Here is a 19,675-nt window from a genome sequence, read left to right as displayed (position 1 = left end):
ATGCCGCCCGCTGGGCAAGCAAAACAAAAAAGCGGCGAAACCCATGGAAACCCCGCTCATCAAGCGCTTCGGGAATGATGAGGGGCTGGGTGTGTTGCATCAATCGCCGCTTCCCGAAGGTCGCATTCCATGAATATCTCTCCCGAACAACTCGCCGCCGCCTGCGGTTGCCGCCTATCGGTCGCCCGGCGCTGGCTCGGCCCCCTCGTGCAGGCCATGGCCCGCTATGGCATCGACACGCCATCCCGGATGGCCGACTTCCTGGCCCAACTCGGCCATGAGAGCGGGTCGCTGGCCTACGTGGAGGAGATCGCCAGCGGCGCGGCCTACGAGGGGCGCAAGGACTTGGGCAACACCCGGCCCGGCGACGGCAAGCGCTTCAAGGGGCGCGGCCTGATCCAGATTACGGGCCGGGCCAATTACGCCGCCGCCGGATCGGCGCTGGGGATCGACCTGTTGGCGAATCCCGAGCGCCTGGAAGAACCCGAGTTCGCGGCGCTGTCGGCGGCGTGGTTCTGGCGTTCCAAGGGGCTGAACGAACTGTCCGACCTGGGCGACTTCGACCGGATCACCCGCCGGATCAACGGCGGCACGAACGGCGCGGCGGACCGCCTGGAGCGGCGCAAGGCGGCACGGACGGCGCTCGGGCTGGATTCGCCCCCGGTGTTGCGGCGCGGGGATTCCGGTCCCGGTGTGCTGGCCCTGCAAAAGGCGTTGGCGGCGCGGGGCGTGCGGGTGGATGTGGACGGCATTTTCGGCCCCGCCATCGAGGCGGCGTTGCGGGGCTTCCAGGCATCGCAGGGCTTGGTGGCGGATGGTATCGCCGGGCCGCAGACCATGCGGGCCTTGGGGCTATGATTTTTTGTTCAACGAACGGAGATCGACCATGAAAAGCGCTACTTCATTCTTACAGAACGCGGTCGCCTTCCTTTGGGAACGCCTGAAAGAAGCCAGCACTTGGGCCGGGCTGGCCGCCGCGTGCGCGGCGATTCCCGGATTGCAGGCGGGGCGCTCATTTGCGGCGCCGTGGCGGCGGGTCTGAAGGAAAAGAGCGTTGCCGATCAGGGGGCTGCCCATCCAGCTTAGGCCATGCTCCTCAATCCACTCCAATTCAACGCCTTCCTCGCCCGGATGGGCCAGAACTTCGGCTGGCGCAAGTCCTACGCCTGCCCCTGCCTGAACCCGAATAGCGGCGCGGCCCTGCCGACCTGTCCGCTGTGCGGCGGCAAGGGGCGCGCCTGGGATGATCCGGTCGAGGGCGTGGCGGGCATCTCCGGCCAACAACTCCAACTCCGGTGGGCCAAGATGGGCCTCTACGAACCGGGCGACGTGGTGCTGACCCTGCCGTCCGATTCGCCAATCTATGACATGGGCGAGTTCGACCGGGTGGCGATGCTGGATTCGTCCGCGCCGTTCTCGGACAAGTTCATCCGTGGGCGGGACGATGTGCTGCTGCGCTACCCGAATGTCAGCATCGAACGGGTGTTCTGGCTGGTGGATGGGGAGGTGGTCGAGGGCGGTATCCCGGATGTGGGCGACGATGGCGTGCCGGCGTGGCTGTCCGGCGGCGAACCTCCGCCGGGCATGGTCTACAGCATCACCGGGCGGCGCAGGCCGGAATATTTCTGCTGGGGACCGCTGCCGCAGGACCGGGCGCATCATGGGGGGCGGGATTTGCCGAGGAAGGTCGTGCTGCGGGCTTTCGATTTGTTCGGGCGGTGACGCGATGCCAACCTACGCTATCCGGGTGGACCTGTCCGCCCTAATCGAAGCCCTCCCCGGTGTCATCGATGAAAGCGTGCTGCCGCGCCTGGCCCTAGCCGTCCGTAAATTTGCCGAGCAAGCTGAACTGGACTGGAAAGAGGATGTTCTGCAAGCCCACGGCGTCTGGATCGGCCACAAAAAACAGTATGCCGCCTCCATCCAATCCCGCCAACTCGGGCCATTCTCCTACGAGGTGTTCAGCGACCTCAAACTGGCCGGGGAAATCGAAACCGGGCGTCCGGCCTACGACCTCAAGCGGATGCTGGATTCCTCGCCCAAGGTCCGCCGGACCAAGGACGGGCGGCGCTACCTCATCATCCCGTTCCGGCACAACACGCCGGGCAACGAAGCCCTGGCCCGCCCGATGCCCCAGGACATCTACAAAATCGTGGGGAAGAAGGGTTTTGGGAAGTCGCTCATCACGGGCGTCGGCTGGCGCAACTCCGGCACGGGGGCGCTCTCCACCCAAACGCGGCGCGGCCACAACCAGACGAAGGGCGAAGTGGTGCGCGTGGCGACCCGGAAATATGTGTGGGGAGACCGCCTGCCCGCCGGGCTGAAAGAGAAGATGAAGCCTCATCATGCCGTGGACATCTACGCCGGGATGGTGAGGATGGAAACCTCAAGCGGCAAGCAGCGATCCTCGAAATATTTGACCTTCCGCACCATGAGGGAAGGTTCCTCGAAGTGGATCATCCCGGCCCGGCCCGGCCTCAATATCGCCCAGGGCGTGGCGGACCGGTTGCGGCCTTTGGCGGAGGTGGCGTTCCGGGAGGCGATGGGCCGGTCGGTGGAGGAGGCGTAAGGCGTGGCCGCGTCCTTGCGGCGGGGGTGGGTCAGCGCTTGAATCCAGGGCGCACCGCCCGCAATCCCAATGCCGGGTCGTGACGCCATCCTAGGCGCATGAGCATCACCCGCGCCGAACCCCTCGCCATAGGCAACGCCATCCGCCTATACATCGCGCCCCCGGCGGGCGCGTGGCGCTGGATCGTCCTCCGCAAGACCACCGACGACTGGCTGGACCCGCCCGAAACCGGCGACTGGGGCGCGTCCAACACCTACGCCCCGAACGCCTTCTATGTCGGCGACCCGCTGCCCGTGGACCCCGCCGCCTCGGTCGTCTACGACGGCGACGAACGGGCCGCGCTGGACTACCAAGCCCTGCTGAACGGCGTCACCTATTACTACCGGGCCTACTACTGGAACGGCCTCCTGTGGACCCTGGACGCCGAAACCACCGTCGCCATCCCCCGCGCGACCTTCCGCGACACCTCGCCCGACCCCATCGCCCTGGTCCGCGACCGCCTGGACGAGGGCTTGGCCGTCTACGTGGCCCGCCATGAACTCCTGCCCCAGGCCGGGACGCTCCAAACCACCCATATCGACGTGCTGATCGGCCCCCCGCAATCCAAGGACACCCGCTGGCCGGTCGTGACGGTAAAACTCGCCTCGGAGACGCCCGCGGAATACGCCATCGGCTGCGACATGGGCTCCGAGTGGTACGCGGCGTCCGGCGAGGACGAATTCACCGGACGCACCGGCTGGCTTTCGAATATCGCCATCGAGGTCGGCGCGTGGAGCCTCAACCCGGATGAGCGCATGGCCCTGCACCGGGCCTTGCGGGCGCTGATGGTCGGCAACCTGCCGGTGTTCGAGGCCGCCGGATTACAGGGCGCGGCCTGGAGCCCCGCCGCCATCGAGTACCTGGAAGGCGAATACGACGCCCCGGTCTACACCATCGCCGGAACCCTGGGCGGCCTCGTGTTCTCGGGCATCGACGATCTCCGCGCCGGCACCGCCATCAACCACGTTTACACATCATGAGCGACGACCCAGATATGGCAAAGACCCCCCCACTTCCCGCGGCGCAACCCGCCGGGCCGACGGCGCCGCCCCCCGCGCCCGCGCCGCCGCCGTCCACGCCGGCGGTTCCGGCGCGGTTCGCCACGTCGCTGGAAGAGGCGTGCCGGGCGCTATCCCGCAGGCACGCCCCGGAGGCGGTGTCCGCCTTCTATGGCGTGGAAAAACGCGCGGGACGGCTGCGCGATACCGAAGCGGCGTATGGCGCCCGCTTCGATGCCTTCATGCAAACCCCGGCCTGAGCGAGAGGTAAGCCGACATGGCGCTTTTTTTTGACGGCCAGCTATACGAAACCCCTACCGTCGTTTCCAGGATCGACGATACGGCGCTGGCAAACCGCAACCTGACCGTCGGCAACGTGCTTGCCATCCTGGGATCGGCCCCGGCCCTCGAACCCAAGGCCGCCTATCGCTTCGGCGGCCCGCAGGACGCCATCGACGCGGGCGTGGATGGCGAGGCCCTGGTGGCGGTCACGGCCTGTTTCGACCCCAGCCCCGAAACCGGCGCTCCCGCGACCATCGTGTTCATGAGCCCGGCCCCGTCCACCCAGGCGGCGCTGACGCTGCTGGATGCCGGTTCGGGCAACGCCATCGCCCTGGCCGCCACCCGGTACGGGCTGGGCGGCAACGCCGACAAGGTGAAGGTCGAGTCCGGCACCCACAAGGGCAAGAAGATCACCACCCAGGTCGGGACCCGCTACTACACCCAGGACGACATCCACCGGGATGCGCTGTCGGTGCAGTACCACGGCATGATGGCCGACGCCCGGCTGTCGGTGACGGATACCCAGGTCACGCTGGAGGCCCCCATGGGCACGGCGGTGGCGACCATCGGCCTGAACGATTTCGGCACCGTGCAGGCGCTGGCCGACCGCATCAGCGTGACCCCGGGCTGGCTCGCCACCGTATTGGACGGCAACGAGGACAAGCCCGCCCTCAATGGTTTGGATGCCCTGACCAACCAAACCCTGGCCTCCGCCACGGTCGCCAACGTCCAGTTCACGGGAGGGGCGGCATCGGCGGCGATTACGATCACGGGCACGCAAATCGTGCTGGAAGCCCCGGTGGGCACCACGGTCGCCACCCTGGACCTCGTGGCCGACAACCCGACCATCGCCGATGTGGTGGCGGCCATCGACGCCCTGGGGGGCTGGACCGCCTCCGTATCGGGATCGCTCGGGGCGTTCACGGCCGCGTACCAACTCAGGGCAACCCTCCAGCACGATGTGAAAACCTTGGCCTACGCGATCGTCGGGTTCACCCCGGTGACCGTGACCGGCGACCTACAGGCGTGCGTGGATTGGTTCAATTCGGGCAGCGAGGGCTTCGTCAACGCCCGCCGCGCCGGCACGCTACCCCCCGCCAACCAGGATTGGACCTACCTGGCCGGCGGCTCGAACGGATCGGCCACCGTGCAGGACTGGACGGCGGCCTTCACCGCCCTGCAAGCGGAGGATGTGCAGTGGGTCGCGCCGCTGTCGTCCAACCCCGCGGTCTGGGATATGGCCGACGCGCATTGCGCCTACATGAGCAAGGTGGCGCGCAGCGAGCGCCGGAATTTCGTGGGTGCCGCCACGGGCACCACGGATGCCGCCGCCATCGCCGCCGCCAAGGCGCTGAACTCCGACCGCACCGCGCTCGTCCACCTCGGGGTCTACCTCTACAACGCCAACGGCGCGCTGACGCTGTACCCGGCCTATGTCGCCGCCGCGATGATCGCCGCCGGCTTCGCCGGGCAGAACCCCGGCCAGGCCATGACCAACCGCGCCCTGAATGTCGAGGGCGTGGAGCGCAAGCTGCGCGTGCCCACCGATACCGACCCGCTCATCCGGGGCGGCGTCATCCCGCTGGAAAACCGCCCCACCGGCTACTTCGTCTGCAAGTCGATCAGCGCCTGGCTCGTCAACGACAACTACGACAAGGTGGAAATCTCGGTCGGCGCGGGCTACGACTTCCTGGCCCGCAACCTGCGCGAAGCCTTGCAGCCCATCATCGGCCGCACCGGGAGCCCGTTCCGCATGGCCGACGCCCGCACACGCTGCGCGGCGGTGCTGGACGAACTCTCGAAGCCCGAGCCGAACGGTATCGGCCTCCTGGTGGGCGATGCGGAAAACCCGCCCTGGAAGAACCTGCGGCTGGACCTTTCCGGCGATGTGCTGGCGATCCAGGTCGATGCGGCGGTCGGCATCCCGATCAACTACATCACCATCGTCGTCCACGCACGGGCCTATAGCGGCACGCTGGCCGCCTGAAGGGGGCAATCATCACCATGGCACAGACCAACCGCATTTTCCGCCACGCCAATACCCACCAGATTTTGCTGGACGGCAAACTCGTGGGCGGCTTCCGCTCCGTCACGCTGGACACCAATTTCGGCGTCGAGGGGCAATACCAGATCGGCGACATCGATCCCGTGGAGAACATCCCGAACCGCGCCGAATACCGGGTCAGCGTCGAGCAGATGGTCCTGCGCCGGACCAGCCTGAAGGACCAGGGGCTGCAACCCGAGAACGGGGCGGCGGCGCTGCAAGGGGTGGTGTTCGACATCGTGGTCTTGGATAAGGAGACCGGGGAACCGTTGCTTGTCCATCGCGGTGCCACTTTCGAATCCGGCAGCGTCGATGTCCGGGCAAGCAGCGTCATATCGAGCCGGGCCAGTTTCCGCTGCCTCACGACCGCGGGCACCGGCCTCTAGCCCATGATGGATATGGAAGGCGTCAACAGCGTCCTGGGCGTCAAGTATGGGGTTGCCATCGCCGCCTTCTTGGGCGCGGCGGTGGCCCTCACGCTATCGCCGTTCCAGGGCCGGTGGGGCTGGGTGCCCAGCATCTCGTCCGGGTATCTCAGCGCCTGCTATTTCACGCCGCTGGTGACGGCCAACCTGGAAAGGCTGGTGGGTACCCATATCGTCGTCCCGCCGCATTCGGACCTGGGCGTGGCCTTCTTGATCGGCTTGGTCGGGCACAACCTCGCCCGGCGCATCGTGGCCGGTTCGGCGGCCTGGAGACCGCCGTCCAAGGCGGAGGGGCACCGTGGGCGCTGATTGGCTGCACATCGCCCTGGCCGAGATCGTCGGCCTGCCGCTGATGCTCCGGGCCTTGGCCCAGCTCAACCGGGCCGATGGGGGAACCAGCCCCATGATCCGCATGGCTGGCCTCTTGATGGCCGTGGGCGCGTTCATCGTGGCCGCCTCGCCCTGTTTCGACGGTTTCGCCCGGATTCCCTGGCACGTCTATCCACTCCTGCTCGGCGCGGTGCTCCACGGCCTCGTGGACCGCCGCCGGGCCAATTCCCACCCTTCACGTCCGTACCCCGCATGGCCCCACAGCACGCGCAACTCTCCGAAAACCAGTTCCTAGTCGCCCTGCCCGGCGTGGGCGACTTCATCTTCCGGCGACCGGGGTGGGGCGATCAGGCCCAGATGGAAACGCTCGTCAACAACCTCGTGGGCTACAGGGTGCCCTCGGTCGGGCATGGCCGCATGGCCCAGGTCGCCGCCTGGATCGAGGTGTGCGCGGTGAAGACGCCGAAGGGCTGGGAGGGCCATGAGCGGTTCCCGCGCCGGGACAGCCGGTTCAACGCCAAGGTGTTGGAACTCTGGGCGTTGATCGAGGCGCAGGAAGCCTTTTTTCCGCCGGAGGCAGGACGCCCAGGCGAAGCGGAAAGCCCTGAAGCTGGCGGGCACGGCTGAGGTTTGGTTCCGGGCGTTCTACCGCATCCCGCCCAACGATCCGCGTTTCCTGGCCCTTACGCCGGAAGAAATCCTCACCGAGTTCTACGCCCACCAATTCACCGGAAGGCTCGATGCCGGGCAGGGCATCGAGATCCATGAGGACGAGGAGTTCGACGCGGATGCGCTGGAAGCGGAATTCGCGGAAATGGACCGCGAGGAAGGGGAAGCCTCCGGCGGGGAAGAGGAAATGCCGGATGATTTCGAGGAGGTTTGAGCGTGGATTGGCCTGTCCGCAGACATCGGATACCCCCGGATCGGCGGTATCCCAGGGAACAAATCCGTATCCTGGGCGCCAGCGCCGGATAGGTGCTTGACGCATGCTGGAACCCCGGCGGTTTGGCATCGCTGGCCCGGTGCGCCAGCGCCCTCGCCGACGCCCGCTATTGGTCGCGCATTGCGGCTATTCCCTACAGTGATATGAGAGCCGCTCTAATCGTGGCGAGAAAAAGCCGAAGTTCTGCGCCCGATGAGGTATAGAACGAAGGGCCAAAATGAAGTGTTGACGACGTCGTGTAGGCTCGCGCTCCACCGCCAATACCCCAGGCTGCTAATGTCGTCGCGCATGTCCAGCACTTCACCGGCACAGGCGATGAACACGACGATCAGAAGAGGGTGGAACGCGCGTGCATGCTTGCCAAGCGCCAGTGTAGTAACCCAATACACCGTCAGGCCGACGTAGATATGGAGCGCGTCTTTCGAGAGCCCGGTTGCGCTAACAATGGCAAGCTTGGCGGCTTGGACGAGGGATGTTTCCATGTGTCTAACGACCGAGTTCAGGGGGGAGCGATAGCGGGGTCCCCTGGAACGGCCCGTGAGGCGAGGCCGATACCCCATGAGGAAAATCCAGGCTCCAGGCCTGCCATCCACCGGCATCCTGTTGATTACCCGATTGGGAAAAAGCATAACGTGAGTAAAAACAATCCAAACCAGAAACCAATCTCATAGGTTTCAAGAGCTGGCTGGATTTGCTTAATGGCTCCATAAATATGGAGTATGACCATTGAAGCCCAGATTGTAAGTAAGAGTTTAAAATAGAACGGCTGCACCAATGGGTTGTTCGCAGCCAAAATGCTAAATAACGCAACGGCGCCTCCCACGCAACCCAAACATCGCCCGAAGTATAGGGCTAAATCGGTTTGATTCGGAATCTCCCATCCCACCACTTTTGCCCACTGAAATGGCCAGAGGGTGATAGGTATGGCAAAAGCCACCATAATCAACCAGCCCACGATTGATAAAAATTGGCCAGAATGGTCTCCAAAAATACCTATCATATTTTTTCCTTTCGGTAATTTTTAATGGGTATTGCTCTTGAGCGTGGATCGAAAAATAACCACAGCCCCTTTGCCAAAGCCATAGCTGGTCGTGATGAGACTGGCAAAGAGGTAGACTTCGAACACCTGCGACCAGATGCCGATCGAAGGCACTTGAGCGGCCATTGTAGGATCAAGTGCGGGGAAAATGGCTTGCAACAGAAACAGGCTGGAATTGGTGAATCCACCTACCACCATGGCCCAGCACACATGCCAGGGCAGTGGCACTTTAGCGGCATAAAACCCCAGAATTAGAGCGCTCATCAGCAGAAAATCGATGTGCGCCTGCAATAGCCTCATGAATTTACCAGCGAATATCACATCAAGGTAGGGTGCTTGGTGATATAGCCCCACCATGCACCACGCCAGCAATAAAGCCATCAATATCCATAATGTAGCGCCCCGGAGTAATACGACATTTCCAGCATGTTTTCCATCCTGCATGTTGATCCCTTCAATGTGAAAACAAGTCTTCAAAACCGCTGACGGGTGGCGAAACCTTGCTCATGACAGGAAAGGCTAAAAAAAACTGAGCCGCCTAGCCTCGCCTCCAATGCCACATAATCAAGCCCGCCAAGCGGTATCGGTGTAATAGCAACGGACCGGCGATAACGACGCACAGGAAAAATGCGTCCCCCATATCGGCCTATGTCCAGTCAGACACTGGCTGGCAAAGTTTCGTCGAATTGCTCCGCTTCCATACGACGACGCCTTTCATCAAGCAATTCGCCATCGAATATCCAATAATCCGAACCACTTGCGGAAGGTGTTTTGTAACCCAGACTATGGAGCGCCTTAAGGGCCGCCGCTGAAAGACTAAGGGTTTCCCCTTGGAAGTCTACTTTTCCGCCATCGACCACCGTGGCAGTAAGCATTTCATCCCGCGAGCAGGTAAGGACATCCCCAGGTTTGATGCCCAAAGCGTCGAGCTTGAGCCGGGGGCGACGCGCCTTTGCCTTTTCAAGGGCGGCTTGTTCTTCCTTATCGAATTCGGCCACTCCGGGGGTGACTTCCGTAAAATCCCCGATGCTTATGGCAAGCACCACTTTTTCCGGGTCGATTTTGAAAAACTCCCTCTTTGGATTGACACGGTTTTCCGAGAAAAGCTGATGGAGGGTTTTTTCCAGTTTGACGCAGTCATTGACTTCAGCGGCGAAATAACACTCAAACGGCAACGGAACACCTGAATGCGAGCTGAGTTGAGCAATTCGTGTTTCCACGCTGTCATTGGTTAACCCAATTTTAACCATATTCGGCATGGCTTCATTGGTAAGTACATAGATTATATTTGGCATGGGTTATGTGATGTGTTCGGAGCAGGGGGCCGGAAGGGAGGCCAGCGCCTCGTTCACCCAGCGCTTGAGGTCTGCGGTTTTCATGGGGGTATGCGGATTCGGTGGATTCTGGCTTGGCGAGGCAATCGTGCGGCGGAATACGCCAGGATACCGGCGATCCCGCTATTTGCACCCTTCAAGTTCGATGCTGGTTTTGCCCATGACGGTAACGCCCTTGCTGCTCGAATTCGAGCCCAGCACCGTCACGCCATCCGTGGCCGATGCGATATGGGCCTTGCAGTGGGCTTTGATGGTTACGCCGCCCATGACGTTCACGTTGGCCCGCAGGCAGTACCAGCCATTCGGGTTCAACAGTTTGATGGTCGATCCTCCCATGATATTAACCCCCGGATCAACCATGATTAATGCCGGGGTTTCGGTGGCTGTGGTATCCTCGGCATCCTGCCCGATACCGAATAATTTGACCGTGGCTCCCAGCGTTCGGTAAGTGGGATTTTTCCCGAATGGATGGGTGCCCCAGGCTTTCAGGCAAGCATTGATGGCGTCGTCGTCCTCATCGGCGACCACCGCCATCGGGGCGATCAAGAGGAAGCCGGCCAAACAGCTATTGGCGATGCACGAGCGCAATTTATTCATACTCTGATCCCGTGTTCAGTGAGCATGGGCGGAACTGGCGGGTCCGATGTCCGGCCCCATATCGATGCGGCTTCTTCAAAGGCCGTCCACCAAGTTTAGCCGGGTAATCCAAGGGCGGAAGAGCGCGGCGCATTCCGCCGGATGGCGGTTTAGCCCGATGGGACATAGTGGGAGCGGGTCGGCTTTATGCCCTTTTCATCGCAGCAAAGTAAGCGCCCAAAACCGATGCCGGGATGATGGTGATAAACCCTATAATGTTGAACCAAAAAGGATAATTTCCAGCGAGCATTAGGCCAAGAATCGCACCGATCGAGCCGTAAATCACCGCGTTTTTATAAGGGGCCGACTTGCCATACTTTGCGACTATATGACCGCCTAAAACAGTTGTTAATAGCCCTATCGCCAGCGAATACAACAGAAAGTCCGTTTGTTCGTCCATAGCCCATAAACCTTCTTCGGTTATAGACTCGGCAAATAGTGGGACACCCACTACTCCTCCAAGCGTATCCAGCGCCAAGGAAACAATAACTGCAATGAAAATCCCCTTCATGGAAATATCTTTCATCTATATATTCTCCGATGGGTTGAATAACTGGATTTAGACGCCACCATGACGTATAACAAAACCCCCGGCAAGCGCGAAGGCATCGTGCGCCGACATGCCTTCCACGATCAGTTGGATGATCCGGTCGCGCTGCGCCCGGATACTGGCGGTTAGCTCCGACTTGTGCGCTTGGTAGTACGCGGCCATCAGTTCCCGCGCTTCCGCTTCGGTGGGCTTGCGCGGCGGGAAGTCGGTGTCGAGGATGGAATAGGAACCGATGAGCGTGCTCTTCCTGGCCGGGACTTGACGCTGGCCGCATTTCCCCAGTTTGTTCCCTATCCAATGGCCGCCCCAGGTATTGGCGACCGCCGTGCCCAAGTCCTGGCGGATGCGCTCGTATTCCTGCCGCCAGGGGGCGTGGGTTTCGATGGCGTGGAACACCTCGTCGATGATGTGTTCGGAGTGGGGGGTCGGAAGGGAGGCCAGCGCCTCGTCCACCAAGCGCTTGAGGTCTGCGGTTTTCATGGGAGGATGAGTGGGTTGGATTATTTAGGGCCGGTGTCAATTTTGAAGCTTGTGGACGGATGTTGGCCGCCTGTGTGGTGGAATAGGCCCATGGTATAATGTATTTCTATATGCGTTCTTAAATATCTTTTGAGTAAACCTTATTTTCACGGATTTCAAATCTCTCTGCCACTTCTGGTCCTATTTGCCCAGGCCTCATGTAGAAAACGATATGATTAATAATATTTCCTAACCGCTCTGCGTCATCTGCAACACTTAATATCTCATCCAGTCCATAGTCTACTGAATCGTATTCAACACCACCTCCATGAGCTCGGATACGAACCAGACTCATTGAGTGCGGGCCAGGATTGCCGCCTACTATTTTGCTCATCCATGCATCATGCATAATTCTATTTCTTGTTTGGATAAGCGCATCTATTTCTTTTCGTAAGCATTTAATTATTTTGGAATCTTCATTTGTAGCTTTTCCTTTCCAATGCTCAAAAAAAACAGAAAAAAATGCAGAGGAGATTGGAGATGCGGTTCTATCCGCGAGAGCGGCTTTGATTAGCATCATACGCTTCCCATCAGGGCCAATTCCAAATAAAAAAATGGTAGATTCCTCAAGCGAGTTAAGCAAATATGAGAAGCAAACAACAAATTTTCCAAGCCCTGTATAGATTTTTTGATTTAATTCAGCTTGTTGTTCAGATAGCATAATTTCAGCCGCTAATAAAATTATAAATTCATAAAAAATCTTCGTTTTTAACAAAAAAAGCATCTTTTAACTTTAAAAAAGCTTTTCTTTGCCCATCAAGACTAAAATTAATGCTAGAGCCAAGCAAAGCAACAATTGAAGCACCAGAGATGCTTCTATTAAATTTATTTTGGTGAGCATCCTCTGGATCGGAGGATATGATTCCAAATGGCTTAATTGGCTCGCCTTCTCTACCAAGTTTAGCAACCGGTCCTCCGCTCATTCCAGGAAAAACTGGTATTGATGTTTCTATGCATGGACCTCTGCATAAAATATGTCCTTCATTGTATATATTTTTTATTATTCCGCATCTAAGAATTAACTGCCTTTTAAACTTAAAATCTATCAAATTTTGATTTGAATATTTTTCAATTTTTATATCCATATCATAATAGCCAAAAAGGCCAACTTCATCCCCAACTTTTGGAATGCAATCATCAAGAAGTAATTCGTTCCGAAAAAAAGATGAATTAGCTTTATCTTGATGATGAAGGGAAAAAATCGCGATGTCTGATTTTTTATTCCATGCTGCCCAACCTATAATACATGCTTCTACCTCTTCCCTATTTGTACAGAAAACCCTTAATGATTTTTTATCGATATTAATTACTTCTAAATTTGGAATAAACTCTGATAATGCGCTTGAGTGGTAGCGTAGTCTTGGATTCTGAATGTTCTTAACTTCCTCAAAGTTATGAGCTGCTGTTATAGCAATCGAGAACCCGCCATAAGCCCCCACTATAAAACCAGTGCCAATTGGTTTTAATATATTTTCTTTAGAAGAAATTATTGAAACCAAGTTATCATTAAGAGGGTGAAATTCTTCAAGTTCTGCTTGATTCCATTTGAATCCATTAAGAGACATATTGTAACCCCCCCTGGTTCGCGTAGCCCCGTTGGCGCAGCATAATCTAAAGGCATGAACCATGCCATTTTGCGCTAATTACATTTATGGTCATAGGCTAAATAAACCCATTCTGGCTTGCTTGATTTAAAAGAGTTCTAACAGCGCGCTTATAGCGAAAAATATCTTCATAACTTAAAGCTACAGGGTCTCCAATTTGAGCAAGGACACCACTATTACATAAATCATTAATTTCATTAAATGCCCCATCATTCCATCGAGCTTCATTATGAACTATACAATTTCTCAAGGCATTTAGTTCAAGTACGCCCTTTTGGGCCCATTTAGTGTCATTGCTGCATGAAACCAATTTAACTTTATCTCTTAAGTATCTATAGTCTTCAGGCAATTTACCATGAATACTAAGAATTTCACACAGCAATTCGTCTGTTAGAGAGGCTAAATCAACAATTAGCAGTTCAAGCAACCTTTTTTTTAAATTTTCAGAAATGCCTTCAACATCGTTGTCATCCATTCTGATTCTTTGATCATTTAGATTTCGCTCTTCAACATTTGAGCTAAATTGCTTCGCATCAGTACACCATTGAAGCGACTCATTGATGCTTTCATTAATACGGTTTATGTTGCCCATATTTATATCTGAACTCAATTTAACAGAATGGATCAATCCATACATAGTTTGAGTCCACTGTCTTAATGTATTTATCCACATATAAGGCAAACCTCTCACTTTGAGCGACTTCTGTATCAGAACCAAAATCAGCGATCTAAGCTGTTACTCAACCCGCCAATCCTTCAACACCTCACAGCCCCCCGTCAATGTAAATATTCACATTGACACCGATCTAAAAATCCGCCTACGCTACCCCCGCCCCACAGTGCTGGGGCCGGGACTTATCACCCCCGGTATGATCAAGGCGCACAGCCCCAATTCTCGCGCCCCTGGGCTTTTTCTTTGCCCGTGGCGTCCCTAACAAGTTATGGCGGGCTGCGTGGGGCCGTCTTCGGACGGGCCGGTTCCTTGACCCGGTGGTGATAACCTCGCGCAACCCGTCTCCAATTTGCTGATTATCACCCAGTTTGGAGACGGTTTCCAACCTCAGTCAAGGAGTCCGTCCCATGAACGCACATGCCCAAGTCGCGCCTAGCGTCCCCGCGACCGTCAATTTTCACGGTCAACCTCTGATCACTTTTCTCTACAACGGCGAACCTTATGCCGCCATGAAGCCTATTGTTGAAGGCATGGGCCTTCAATGGGCGGCACAAGAAAAGCGCATCAAGCGCAATCCGATTCTTTCGACCTGCATGTCCATGATGGACATTCAGATGCCCGGCGACGACCAGCGCCGCGAAGTCATCGCCCTCCCACTCAAGCTCCTGAACGGCTGGCTGTTCGGCGTGGACGTGAACCGCGTCAAGCCGGCATTGCGGGAAACCATCCTCGCCTACCAGTGCGAATGCTACGACGTGCTGTACCGGCACTGGCACCGCGAACCCGCCGCGCCCAGCCCCAAGCCCACCCACCCCGAACAAGTGGAAATCCCATTCTCACTACCCAACACCCGGTTGTTGGTGACTATCGAAAGCGGGCGCGTCGTTCACGTCGAGGTGGTCGGCGAGGGCGCGGTGGTGGTCGATACGGCCAACGAGGATGAAATCACGCGCTTCCTCGACAAGCACGTCGCCCCCGACCTCCTCCCCTTCGCCGCCATCCATTGCATAGCCAGGATGGGGAAGATGATCAACAGAATAGAGGCCGGGAACCAAGCCTGCTGACCAACCCCCGCCGCAAGGACGCGGCCCCGCCCCCACCCTACGTCGGCGTCATCTCCGCCCAATACGGCCCCTTCGCCCACTGCGCCCGCTGGATGAACCCGGTCCCCCGCTCGAAATGCACCGTGGTCATGAAGGGCCGGCCGAAGGCGAATTCGTGCTCCACCCGGGCGGCGTAATACTCGGCCACCATCGAATTCCGGGTCAGGCCGACGAAGTTCCCGGCCTTGATCTTCTCGTTCCCCTTCACCCGCAGATGGCCTTGCTCGAACACCGCGGCGTCCTGCGAGGCGGCCTGCATGACCGCCGCCCTCGTCGCCATCCAATCGGCCATGGTGGGCCATATATCCTTCTGCCGCCCTTGGCTATCGGTATCGCTCGCCCCCCAGCCCGGCGGCCCCAGATAGGTGATTTGCTCCATCATGCGGGTGCCGTAGAGCGCCGGGGCGTTGTTCGGGTAATCGGTCACGGGCGCGGGCTGTTTCCAGAGCCGCATGGACTCGTTCGCCAACCCCGCGAAGGGCGGCGTGTAAACCCAGAACAGGTTCGCCACGCACTCATCCGACCGGGAGGCCGCCAGCGCCACCACATCCGCCGCATCCAACTTGATCGTCGGGATGTCCGGCACGCCGGTCTGGATATAGGTGCCATCCGGGCGCTTCCAGGGCGTGGGGCGCAGGACCAGGGCCACGCCAGCCTCGCGGTCTTCCATGAACATCTCGTTGAAGCCGTTCTGCACATCGCAGGCCAGGGCCAGCAGGTTGTAGATGGGTTGGTTCCCGGGCCAGTTGTTCACTACGGTATGGGCCACGGTCCCTGTGGCGCTCACATCGGGCGCGATGGTGTAGGTGTCGGACAATGGCTTATCCCACCACCGCATCCCCCGCAGAAGGGGCAACAGCACGCCGCCATTCAAATCCGCCACGAACCGGGCCACCGGCATGGGTTTGGTCACATCGATCTGGTATTTGGCGAAGAACTTGAACGCCGTCAGCACGTATTCGCCCAGCGCCGTGTTATTGAGGTAGACGATCTGGAATATCTGCCACAGCTTGCCGAAGTCCTGGCCCTGGACCACCACCGAGCGGTGGACCCGGCCATCGTGCGCCACCTGTTCCGGCCTCGACACCTGGGACACGAAGCCCCGCATGACGATGGGCAACCGCCCGCCGGGATAATCCGAAGGATTCCGGGCCATGCGGATTTCCACGAGGTCCATGGGCTCGATCAGGCCGTAGAGCGATTCGCTCCGGTCGGTGGCCTGGTCGGCGAAGGTCATGGAGAAGCCACCCGCCGGTTCCCGCACGCCCTTGACGGTGCGGACGCCGCCCATATCGCCCAGGTAGGGCGTGAGGTCGATCTCCAGCAGGTTCCGGTAGCGCCCGGCGACGGCGAGGCCGGGCGCGATGGCCGAGCGGTTCACGACCTTGATGAGCTTGACGGAGATTTGGGGGTTGTGGGTGGTGGTCATGATCGTATGCCTATGTCACGATCGGGCGGAACGGCTAGAAAAGCCCCGAAAGCGGCGGACGCCCCGGATTCAAGCGGGGCTTGGCGGTGTAGGTCTGGATTTGCGGCGGCGCGATGGGGACACCGGAAGGGTCGGTATGGGTATGCGTGACCTCGATCCTCATGGGGTCCACACTGATGCGCCCATCCGCGCCGTATTGCGCCGTGCCGGGCGGGAGCGGGGTTCCCGTGATGCGACGTACCTCCTGCGCCCGCTCGTCAATATGCTTGGCATACCCAGGGTCGGCGGCATACCCTCCCTTCTTCAAGGCAGCGCCATATTCGTAGGCCGACTTCGCGCCGACCGCGCCCGGATATTTGCGGCTCAACAGGTCGGCCAAGTCCTCGAAGCTCTCGTCGATGGACCCGTAGACTTTGAAACGCTGGCCGATGCGCTTTCCGGTGGCATCGGTATCGCCGCGCACCACGCTTTGGCCGTGATAGCTGCCGGTGATATTGAATAGGTTGTTGTCGTGGACATGTTTACCCCAGCCGGTCTCTTGGGCGGCGTGCGCCATCAGCACATCGGCGGGAATGTGGTGCTTCTCAGCGGCACGCTCCGCCGCCGGTTGGATCCGGCGGATGAATTCCTGGCGGTCGTAGGATTGTTCCTTGCTGGTGTATCGCTCAAACGCCCCCTTGACGAGCGCCGAATCCCGCTGATGCTCCGCCAGCAACCGATCCAATTCGGTCTTATAACCCTGCAAGGTTTCCGGCGGCACATGCGTTCCATGGGGGCCATTCGGATATTCCCCATGTGCCAACGCATTACGCAGGAAGGCGATACGGTCGCCCCGCTCTTTCATCCGGGTCAACGCGGGGTCCACCACGCTATCCCGATCCGCGACATCCCCCGCCAATGCCCAATCCTTCATAGTCTGGGCATACGTCCCCGGCGAACCGAACATCTTGGCGAGCGCGGCGGCTTTGAGTTCCAGCAGGTTCGAGGATATGGAGGCGATACCCTGTTCGATCCGCTTTTGCGTGTCGAGGCTCGATTCCGCGAGGTCCTTCATCTCGCGGTCCTTGGTCAGGTCGATGACGGTTTGCCGGAGGTCGGCATCCGAGCCGCCCATGGCCTTTTCCAGCCGGTCGCGGTCGGTCCCGGCCACGGCCTCGTAGCCATCGCCCGACATCAAGCGCCGGGCCTGCTTCATCAGGTCTTCGCGGTTGCCGGTGGCGAGTTGGGCCAGGGCCAGCAGGTTGCCCATGGGCACGTTGTCCGTGTCCACCTTCAAGCCCTGCAACCGCTTCAGGATGCCGGTCGCGCCGCCGGGCTGCTTGGCGAGCCCCAGCCAGTCGTACGCTTCCCGTGAACCGATGCCCATGTTCTCGTGGAGCATCTGCGCGGCCATGCGCCGGTTCCCGCCCGCCTCGCGCATGATGCCGGGCATGATGAGGTCCAGGGTGGCGACATCCGCGCCCCCGCCCATCATCGATTTCCAGTGCGCCGCCGTCGCCGCATCAGCGCCTTTGGCGACGCTGTTCCAGCCGCCCCGCAGCGTCCCCAACAAGCCGCCCTCCTTCATGACTTGCAGGTCGAAGGCGTCGAAATTCCGACCCGCCGCGCCCTGATATTGGCCCAGCAGGAAATTGTTCCAGCCCTCGCTGCCCGGCCCCCGGAACCCGGCGTCCATCCTCTGGAACAACGACACCGCGCCCTGGATGTCCCGCTCGTAGGGGCCGCCCCGCGCCGTCAGCGTCCCCAGCAGGTCCACATAGCCGCCCACGTCGGGCGCGGTCCTGCCGGTGCGCGCCGCCTGGGCCGTGAACTCGGCCACGGCCTGCATGAGCTCGTCGGCCTTGGCGAACAGGCCGCCCTTGTTGAGGGCTTCGGCGATGGCGAGGGCCATCCGGCGCGAGCCTTCCTCGTCGCGGGTGACGCCGAACTGGCGTTGGCTGGCGAAGAAGGCGATGGCCGAATCCGGCCCGGTGCCCAGCGAGCGGGCGAACTGCGAAGCGCCGCGGGTCTCGGCCACGAGGTTGCGGGCCTCCTCGGGGCGCGTGCCCGCCATCCCGGCGAAGCGGCGCTCCGCCCCCATGAATTCGGTGGCGGTCATGCCCAGGCCGTCCGACGCCGCCCGCGCCACGGCCCGCAATTGGTCGAATTCCTCCGACAGGCCGCCCAGGTTCTTCCTGAGCGCCGAGGTCTCCAGGGCTTCGGCCAGGGCCTTTTCCATGCCCCGGTCCACCGCGCCGCCCACGGCGGCCCCCACCACGGCCCCGGCGACGCCGCCCACGCCGGGCAACAAGCCGCCCAGGGCGCCCCCGGCCATCCCCATCGCGCCGCCGTCGCCCCCGTTCAGGATGGCGTTGGCCGCGACGCCGGTCGCGCCCTTGGCGAATCTTTCCGCCCACTGGTGGCCGGGCGCTTCCATCCCCGCCGCCCCCATACCGCCGGCGGCGATGCCCTGGGCGATGCGCTTGGCCGCGCCGGGCGTGCCGAATTGTTCCCGCCACCCGTCGGAGCCTACGTCGCCGACCCCGAAGCCGCGCATGAACGGCGCGAACCGGCCCTCGCTGGCGATGTGCTGGCCCAGCCATGTATTCGCCGCCTCGGCCTGCCGCTCGGTGAAGCCTTGTCCCGTGAGCTTCGCCCATTCTTCCGCCGTGCCGCGCACCTCCTCGCGGTATTCGCGCTGCGCCCGCCTGAGCCGGTCGGTGTGGGTGGTCGCCGCCGCCACCCTGCCCGTGAGGGCTTCGGCCATCTGGACCGCCGGGCGGAAGTCGAACGCGCCGCCGCCCGCGCCGGACAGGTTGGCCTGCCACGACGCCATGGGGCCGCCGCCGATGGACTTTTGCCATGCCTCCATGTCCCGCTCGGCCCGGTCCAGTTCGGCTTGGTACGCGCCCTGGGCCTGCCGGGCCTCGGTGGACCGCGCGGCCGCGCCCGCCGTGTCGATGCCGACGGACCGGGCCTGTCCGATCTTGGCGTCCAGTTCGCCCAGCTTGGCGATGAGCGCGTCGATGTCCCGCTGGGCGCGGCCGGTGTCGAGGGTGACTTCGAGGCCGCGCCGCAGGTCGTCCGTCGCCGACCGGACGCGGGCGACGAGTTGTTCGACCGCCTTGGAAATATCGCCCAACTCGGCTTCGACAGGGATTTTGACGCCGGCCATGGAC

General features: G+C 60.4%; 24 protein-coding genes. 12 read left to right on the top strand and 12 right to left on the bottom strand.

The window, feature by feature from the left end; translation table 11 throughout:
• Window positions 1-129: 129 nt before the first annotated feature.
• The 11 genes from K5658_RS12670 to K5658_RS12620 all read left to right on the top strand — a co-directional run bounded on the left by K5658_RS12670 (window position 130) and on the right by K5658_RS12620 (window position 7,314).
• Complete coding sequence (locus K5658_RS12670; RefSeq protein WP_221063496.1) at window positions 130-858, top strand: peptidoglycan-binding protein; 729 nt, start codon at window positions 130-132, stop codon at window positions 856-858.
• A 28-nt stretch (window positions 859-886) separates the two neighbouring features.
• Window positions 887-1,042, top strand: a complete 156-nt coding sequence (locus tag K5658_RS12665) for a hypothetical protein (protein ID WP_221063495.1) — start codon at window positions 887-889, stop codon at window positions 1,040-1,042.
• Window positions 1,043-1,089: 47 nt separating this feature from the next.
• Entirely contained in the window at window positions 1,090-1,722 is a 633-nt protein-coding gene (locus K5658_RS12660; protein WP_221063494.1) for a hypothetical protein, read from the top strand.
• A gap of 4 nt (window positions 1,723-1,726) precedes the next feature.
• Window positions 1,727-2,569, top strand: a complete 843-nt coding sequence (locus K5658_RS12655; RefSeq protein ID WP_221063493.1) for a hypothetical protein — start codon at window positions 1,727-1,729, stop codon at window positions 2,567-2,569.
• Window positions 2,570-2,667: 98 nt separating this feature from the next.
• The gene (locus K5658_RS12650) at window positions 2,668-3,588 is read left to right on the top strand and encodes a hypothetical protein (RefSeq protein ID WP_221063492.1); all 921 of its coding nucleotides are present in this window, start codon (window positions 2,668-2,670) and stop codon (window positions 3,586-3,588) included.
• A gap of 14 nt (window positions 3,589-3,602) precedes the next feature.
• Complete coding sequence (locus K5658_RS12645; protein ID WP_221063491.1) at window positions 3,603-3,866, top strand: hypothetical protein; 264 nt, start codon at window positions 3,603-3,605, stop codon at window positions 3,864-3,866.
• Between the two features lie 17 nt (window positions 3,867-3,883).
• Window positions 3,884-5,875 (top strand): hypothetical protein, encoded by a 1,992-nt coding sequence (locus tag K5658_RS12640; protein ID WP_221063490.1) that lies wholly within the window; start codon window positions 3,884-3,886, stop codon window positions 5,873-5,875.
• Window positions 5,876-5,892: 17 nt separating this feature from the next.
• Window positions 5,893-6,318, top strand: a complete 426-nt coding sequence (locus K5658_RS12635; RefSeq protein ID WP_085210882.1) for a hypothetical protein — start codon at window positions 5,893-5,895, stop codon at window positions 6,316-6,318.
• 3 nt (window positions 6,319-6,321) lie between these two features.
• Window positions 6,322-6,666, top strand: coding sequence for a hypothetical protein (locus tag K5658_RS12630; RefSeq protein WP_221063489.1), 345 nt, complete (start codon window positions 6,322-6,324; stop codon window positions 6,664-6,666).
• Complete coding sequence (locus K5658_RS12625) at window positions 6,656-6,982, top strand: hypothetical protein (protein WP_221063488.1); 327 nt, start codon at window positions 6,656-6,658, stop codon at window positions 6,980-6,982. Before K5658_RS12630 ends, K5658_RS12625 begins: the two co-directional genes overlap by 11 nt.
• Window positions 6,940-7,314: a hypothetical protein gene (locus tag K5658_RS12620; RefSeq protein ID WP_221063487.1), complete on the top strand. Its 375-nt coding sequence runs from the start codon at window positions 6,940-6,942 to the stop codon at window positions 7,312-7,314. The genes K5658_RS12625 and K5658_RS12620 overlap by 43 nt, the downstream gene beginning before the upstream one ends.
• A 471-nt stretch (window positions 7,315-7,785) precedes the next feature.
• Here the strand turns inward: K5658_RS12620 and K5658_RS12615 are convergent, their stop codons facing one another.
• The 10 genes from K5658_RS12615 to K5658_RS12570 form a co-directional block, all read right to left on the bottom strand.
• The gene (locus K5658_RS12615; RefSeq protein ID WP_221063486.1) at window positions 7,786-8,112 is read right to left on the bottom strand and encodes a hypothetical protein; all 327 of its coding nucleotides are present in this window, start codon (window positions 8,110-8,112) and stop codon (window positions 7,786-7,788) included.
• A gap of 125 nt (window positions 8,113-8,237) precedes the next feature.
• Complete coding sequence (locus tag K5658_RS12610) at window positions 8,238-8,630, bottom strand: hypothetical protein (RefSeq protein ID WP_221063485.1); 393 nt, start codon at window positions 8,628-8,630, stop codon at window positions 8,238-8,240.
• Window positions 8,631-8,651: 21 nt separating this feature from the next.
• The gene (locus K5658_RS12605) at window positions 8,652-9,050 is read right to left on the bottom strand and encodes a hypothetical protein (RefSeq protein ID WP_246628438.1); all 399 of its coding nucleotides are present in this window, start codon (window positions 9,048-9,050) and stop codon (window positions 8,652-8,654) included.
• Window positions 9,051-9,325: 275 nt separating this feature from the next.
• Window positions 9,326-9,964: a GIY-YIG nuclease family protein gene (locus K5658_RS12600; RefSeq protein WP_221063483.1), complete on the bottom strand. Its 639-nt coding sequence runs from the start codon at window positions 9,962-9,964 to the stop codon at window positions 9,326-9,328.
• A 162-nt stretch (window positions 9,965-10,126) separates the two neighbouring features.
• Entirely contained in the window at window positions 10,127-10,600 is a 474-nt protein-coding gene (locus K5658_RS12595) for a hypothetical protein (RefSeq protein WP_221063482.1), read from the bottom strand.
• A gap of 184 nt (window positions 10,601-10,784) precedes the next feature.
• Window positions 10,785-11,165, bottom strand: coding sequence for a hypothetical protein (locus K5658_RS12590; RefSeq protein WP_221063481.1), 381 nt, complete (start codon window positions 11,163-11,165; stop codon window positions 10,785-10,787).
• Between the two features lie 33 nt (window positions 11,166-11,198).
• Complete coding sequence (locus tag K5658_RS12585; protein WP_221063480.1) at window positions 11,199-11,669, bottom strand: hypothetical protein; 471 nt, start codon at window positions 11,667-11,669, stop codon at window positions 11,199-11,201.
• 118 nt (window positions 11,670-11,787) lie between these two features.
• Entirely contained in the window at window positions 11,788-12,423 is a 636-nt protein-coding gene (locus K5658_RS12580) for a hypothetical protein (RefSeq protein WP_221063479.1), read from the bottom strand.
• Window positions 12,398-13,273: a trypsin-like peptidase domain-containing protein gene (locus tag K5658_RS12575; RefSeq protein WP_221063478.1), complete on the bottom strand. Its 876-nt coding sequence runs from the start codon at window positions 13,271-13,273 to the stop codon at window positions 12,398-12,400. The genes K5658_RS12580 and K5658_RS12575 overlap by 26 nt, the downstream gene beginning before the upstream one ends.
• Before the next feature lie 97 nt (window positions 13,274-13,370).
• The gene (locus K5658_RS12570) at window positions 13,371-13,949 is read right to left on the bottom strand and encodes a hypothetical protein (protein WP_221063477.1); all 579 of its coding nucleotides are present in this window, start codon (window positions 13,947-13,949) and stop codon (window positions 13,371-13,373) included.
• A 443-nt stretch (window positions 13,950-14,392) separates the two neighbouring features.
• Here K5658_RS12570 and K5658_RS12565 point away from each other — a divergent pair, with 443 nt between their 5' ends.
• Window positions 14,393-15,049 (top strand): phage antirepressor N-terminal domain-containing protein, encoded by a 657-nt coding sequence (locus K5658_RS12565; RefSeq protein ID WP_221063476.1) that lies wholly within the window; start codon window positions 14,393-14,395, stop codon window positions 15,047-15,049.
• 37 nt (window positions 15,050-15,086) lie between these two features.
• Here the strand turns inward: K5658_RS12565 and K5658_RS12560 are convergent, their stop codons facing one another.
• Complete coding sequence (locus tag K5658_RS12560; protein WP_221063475.1) at window positions 15,087-16,517, bottom strand: hypothetical protein; 1,431 nt, start codon at window positions 16,515-16,517, stop codon at window positions 15,087-15,089.
• A 34-nt stretch (window positions 16,518-16,551) separates the two neighbouring features.
• On the bottom strand, window positions 16,552-19,671 hold the full coding sequence (locus K5658_RS12555) for a glycoside hydrolase family 73 protein (RefSeq protein ID WP_221063474.1): 3,120 nt from the start codon (window positions 19,669-19,671) through the stop codon (window positions 16,552-16,554).
• Window positions 19,672-19,675: the final 4 nt, after the last annotated feature.

It is taken from the genome of Methylomagnum ishizawai (assembly GCF_019670005.1).
Classification (GTDB): Bacteria; Pseudomonadota; Gammaproteobacteria; order Methylococcales; family Methylococcaceae; genus Methylomagnum; species Methylomagnum ishizawai.
The sequence above is the reverse complement of the archived record's forward strand: the minus strand, read 5'-3'. Positions and strand labels throughout refer to the sequence as shown.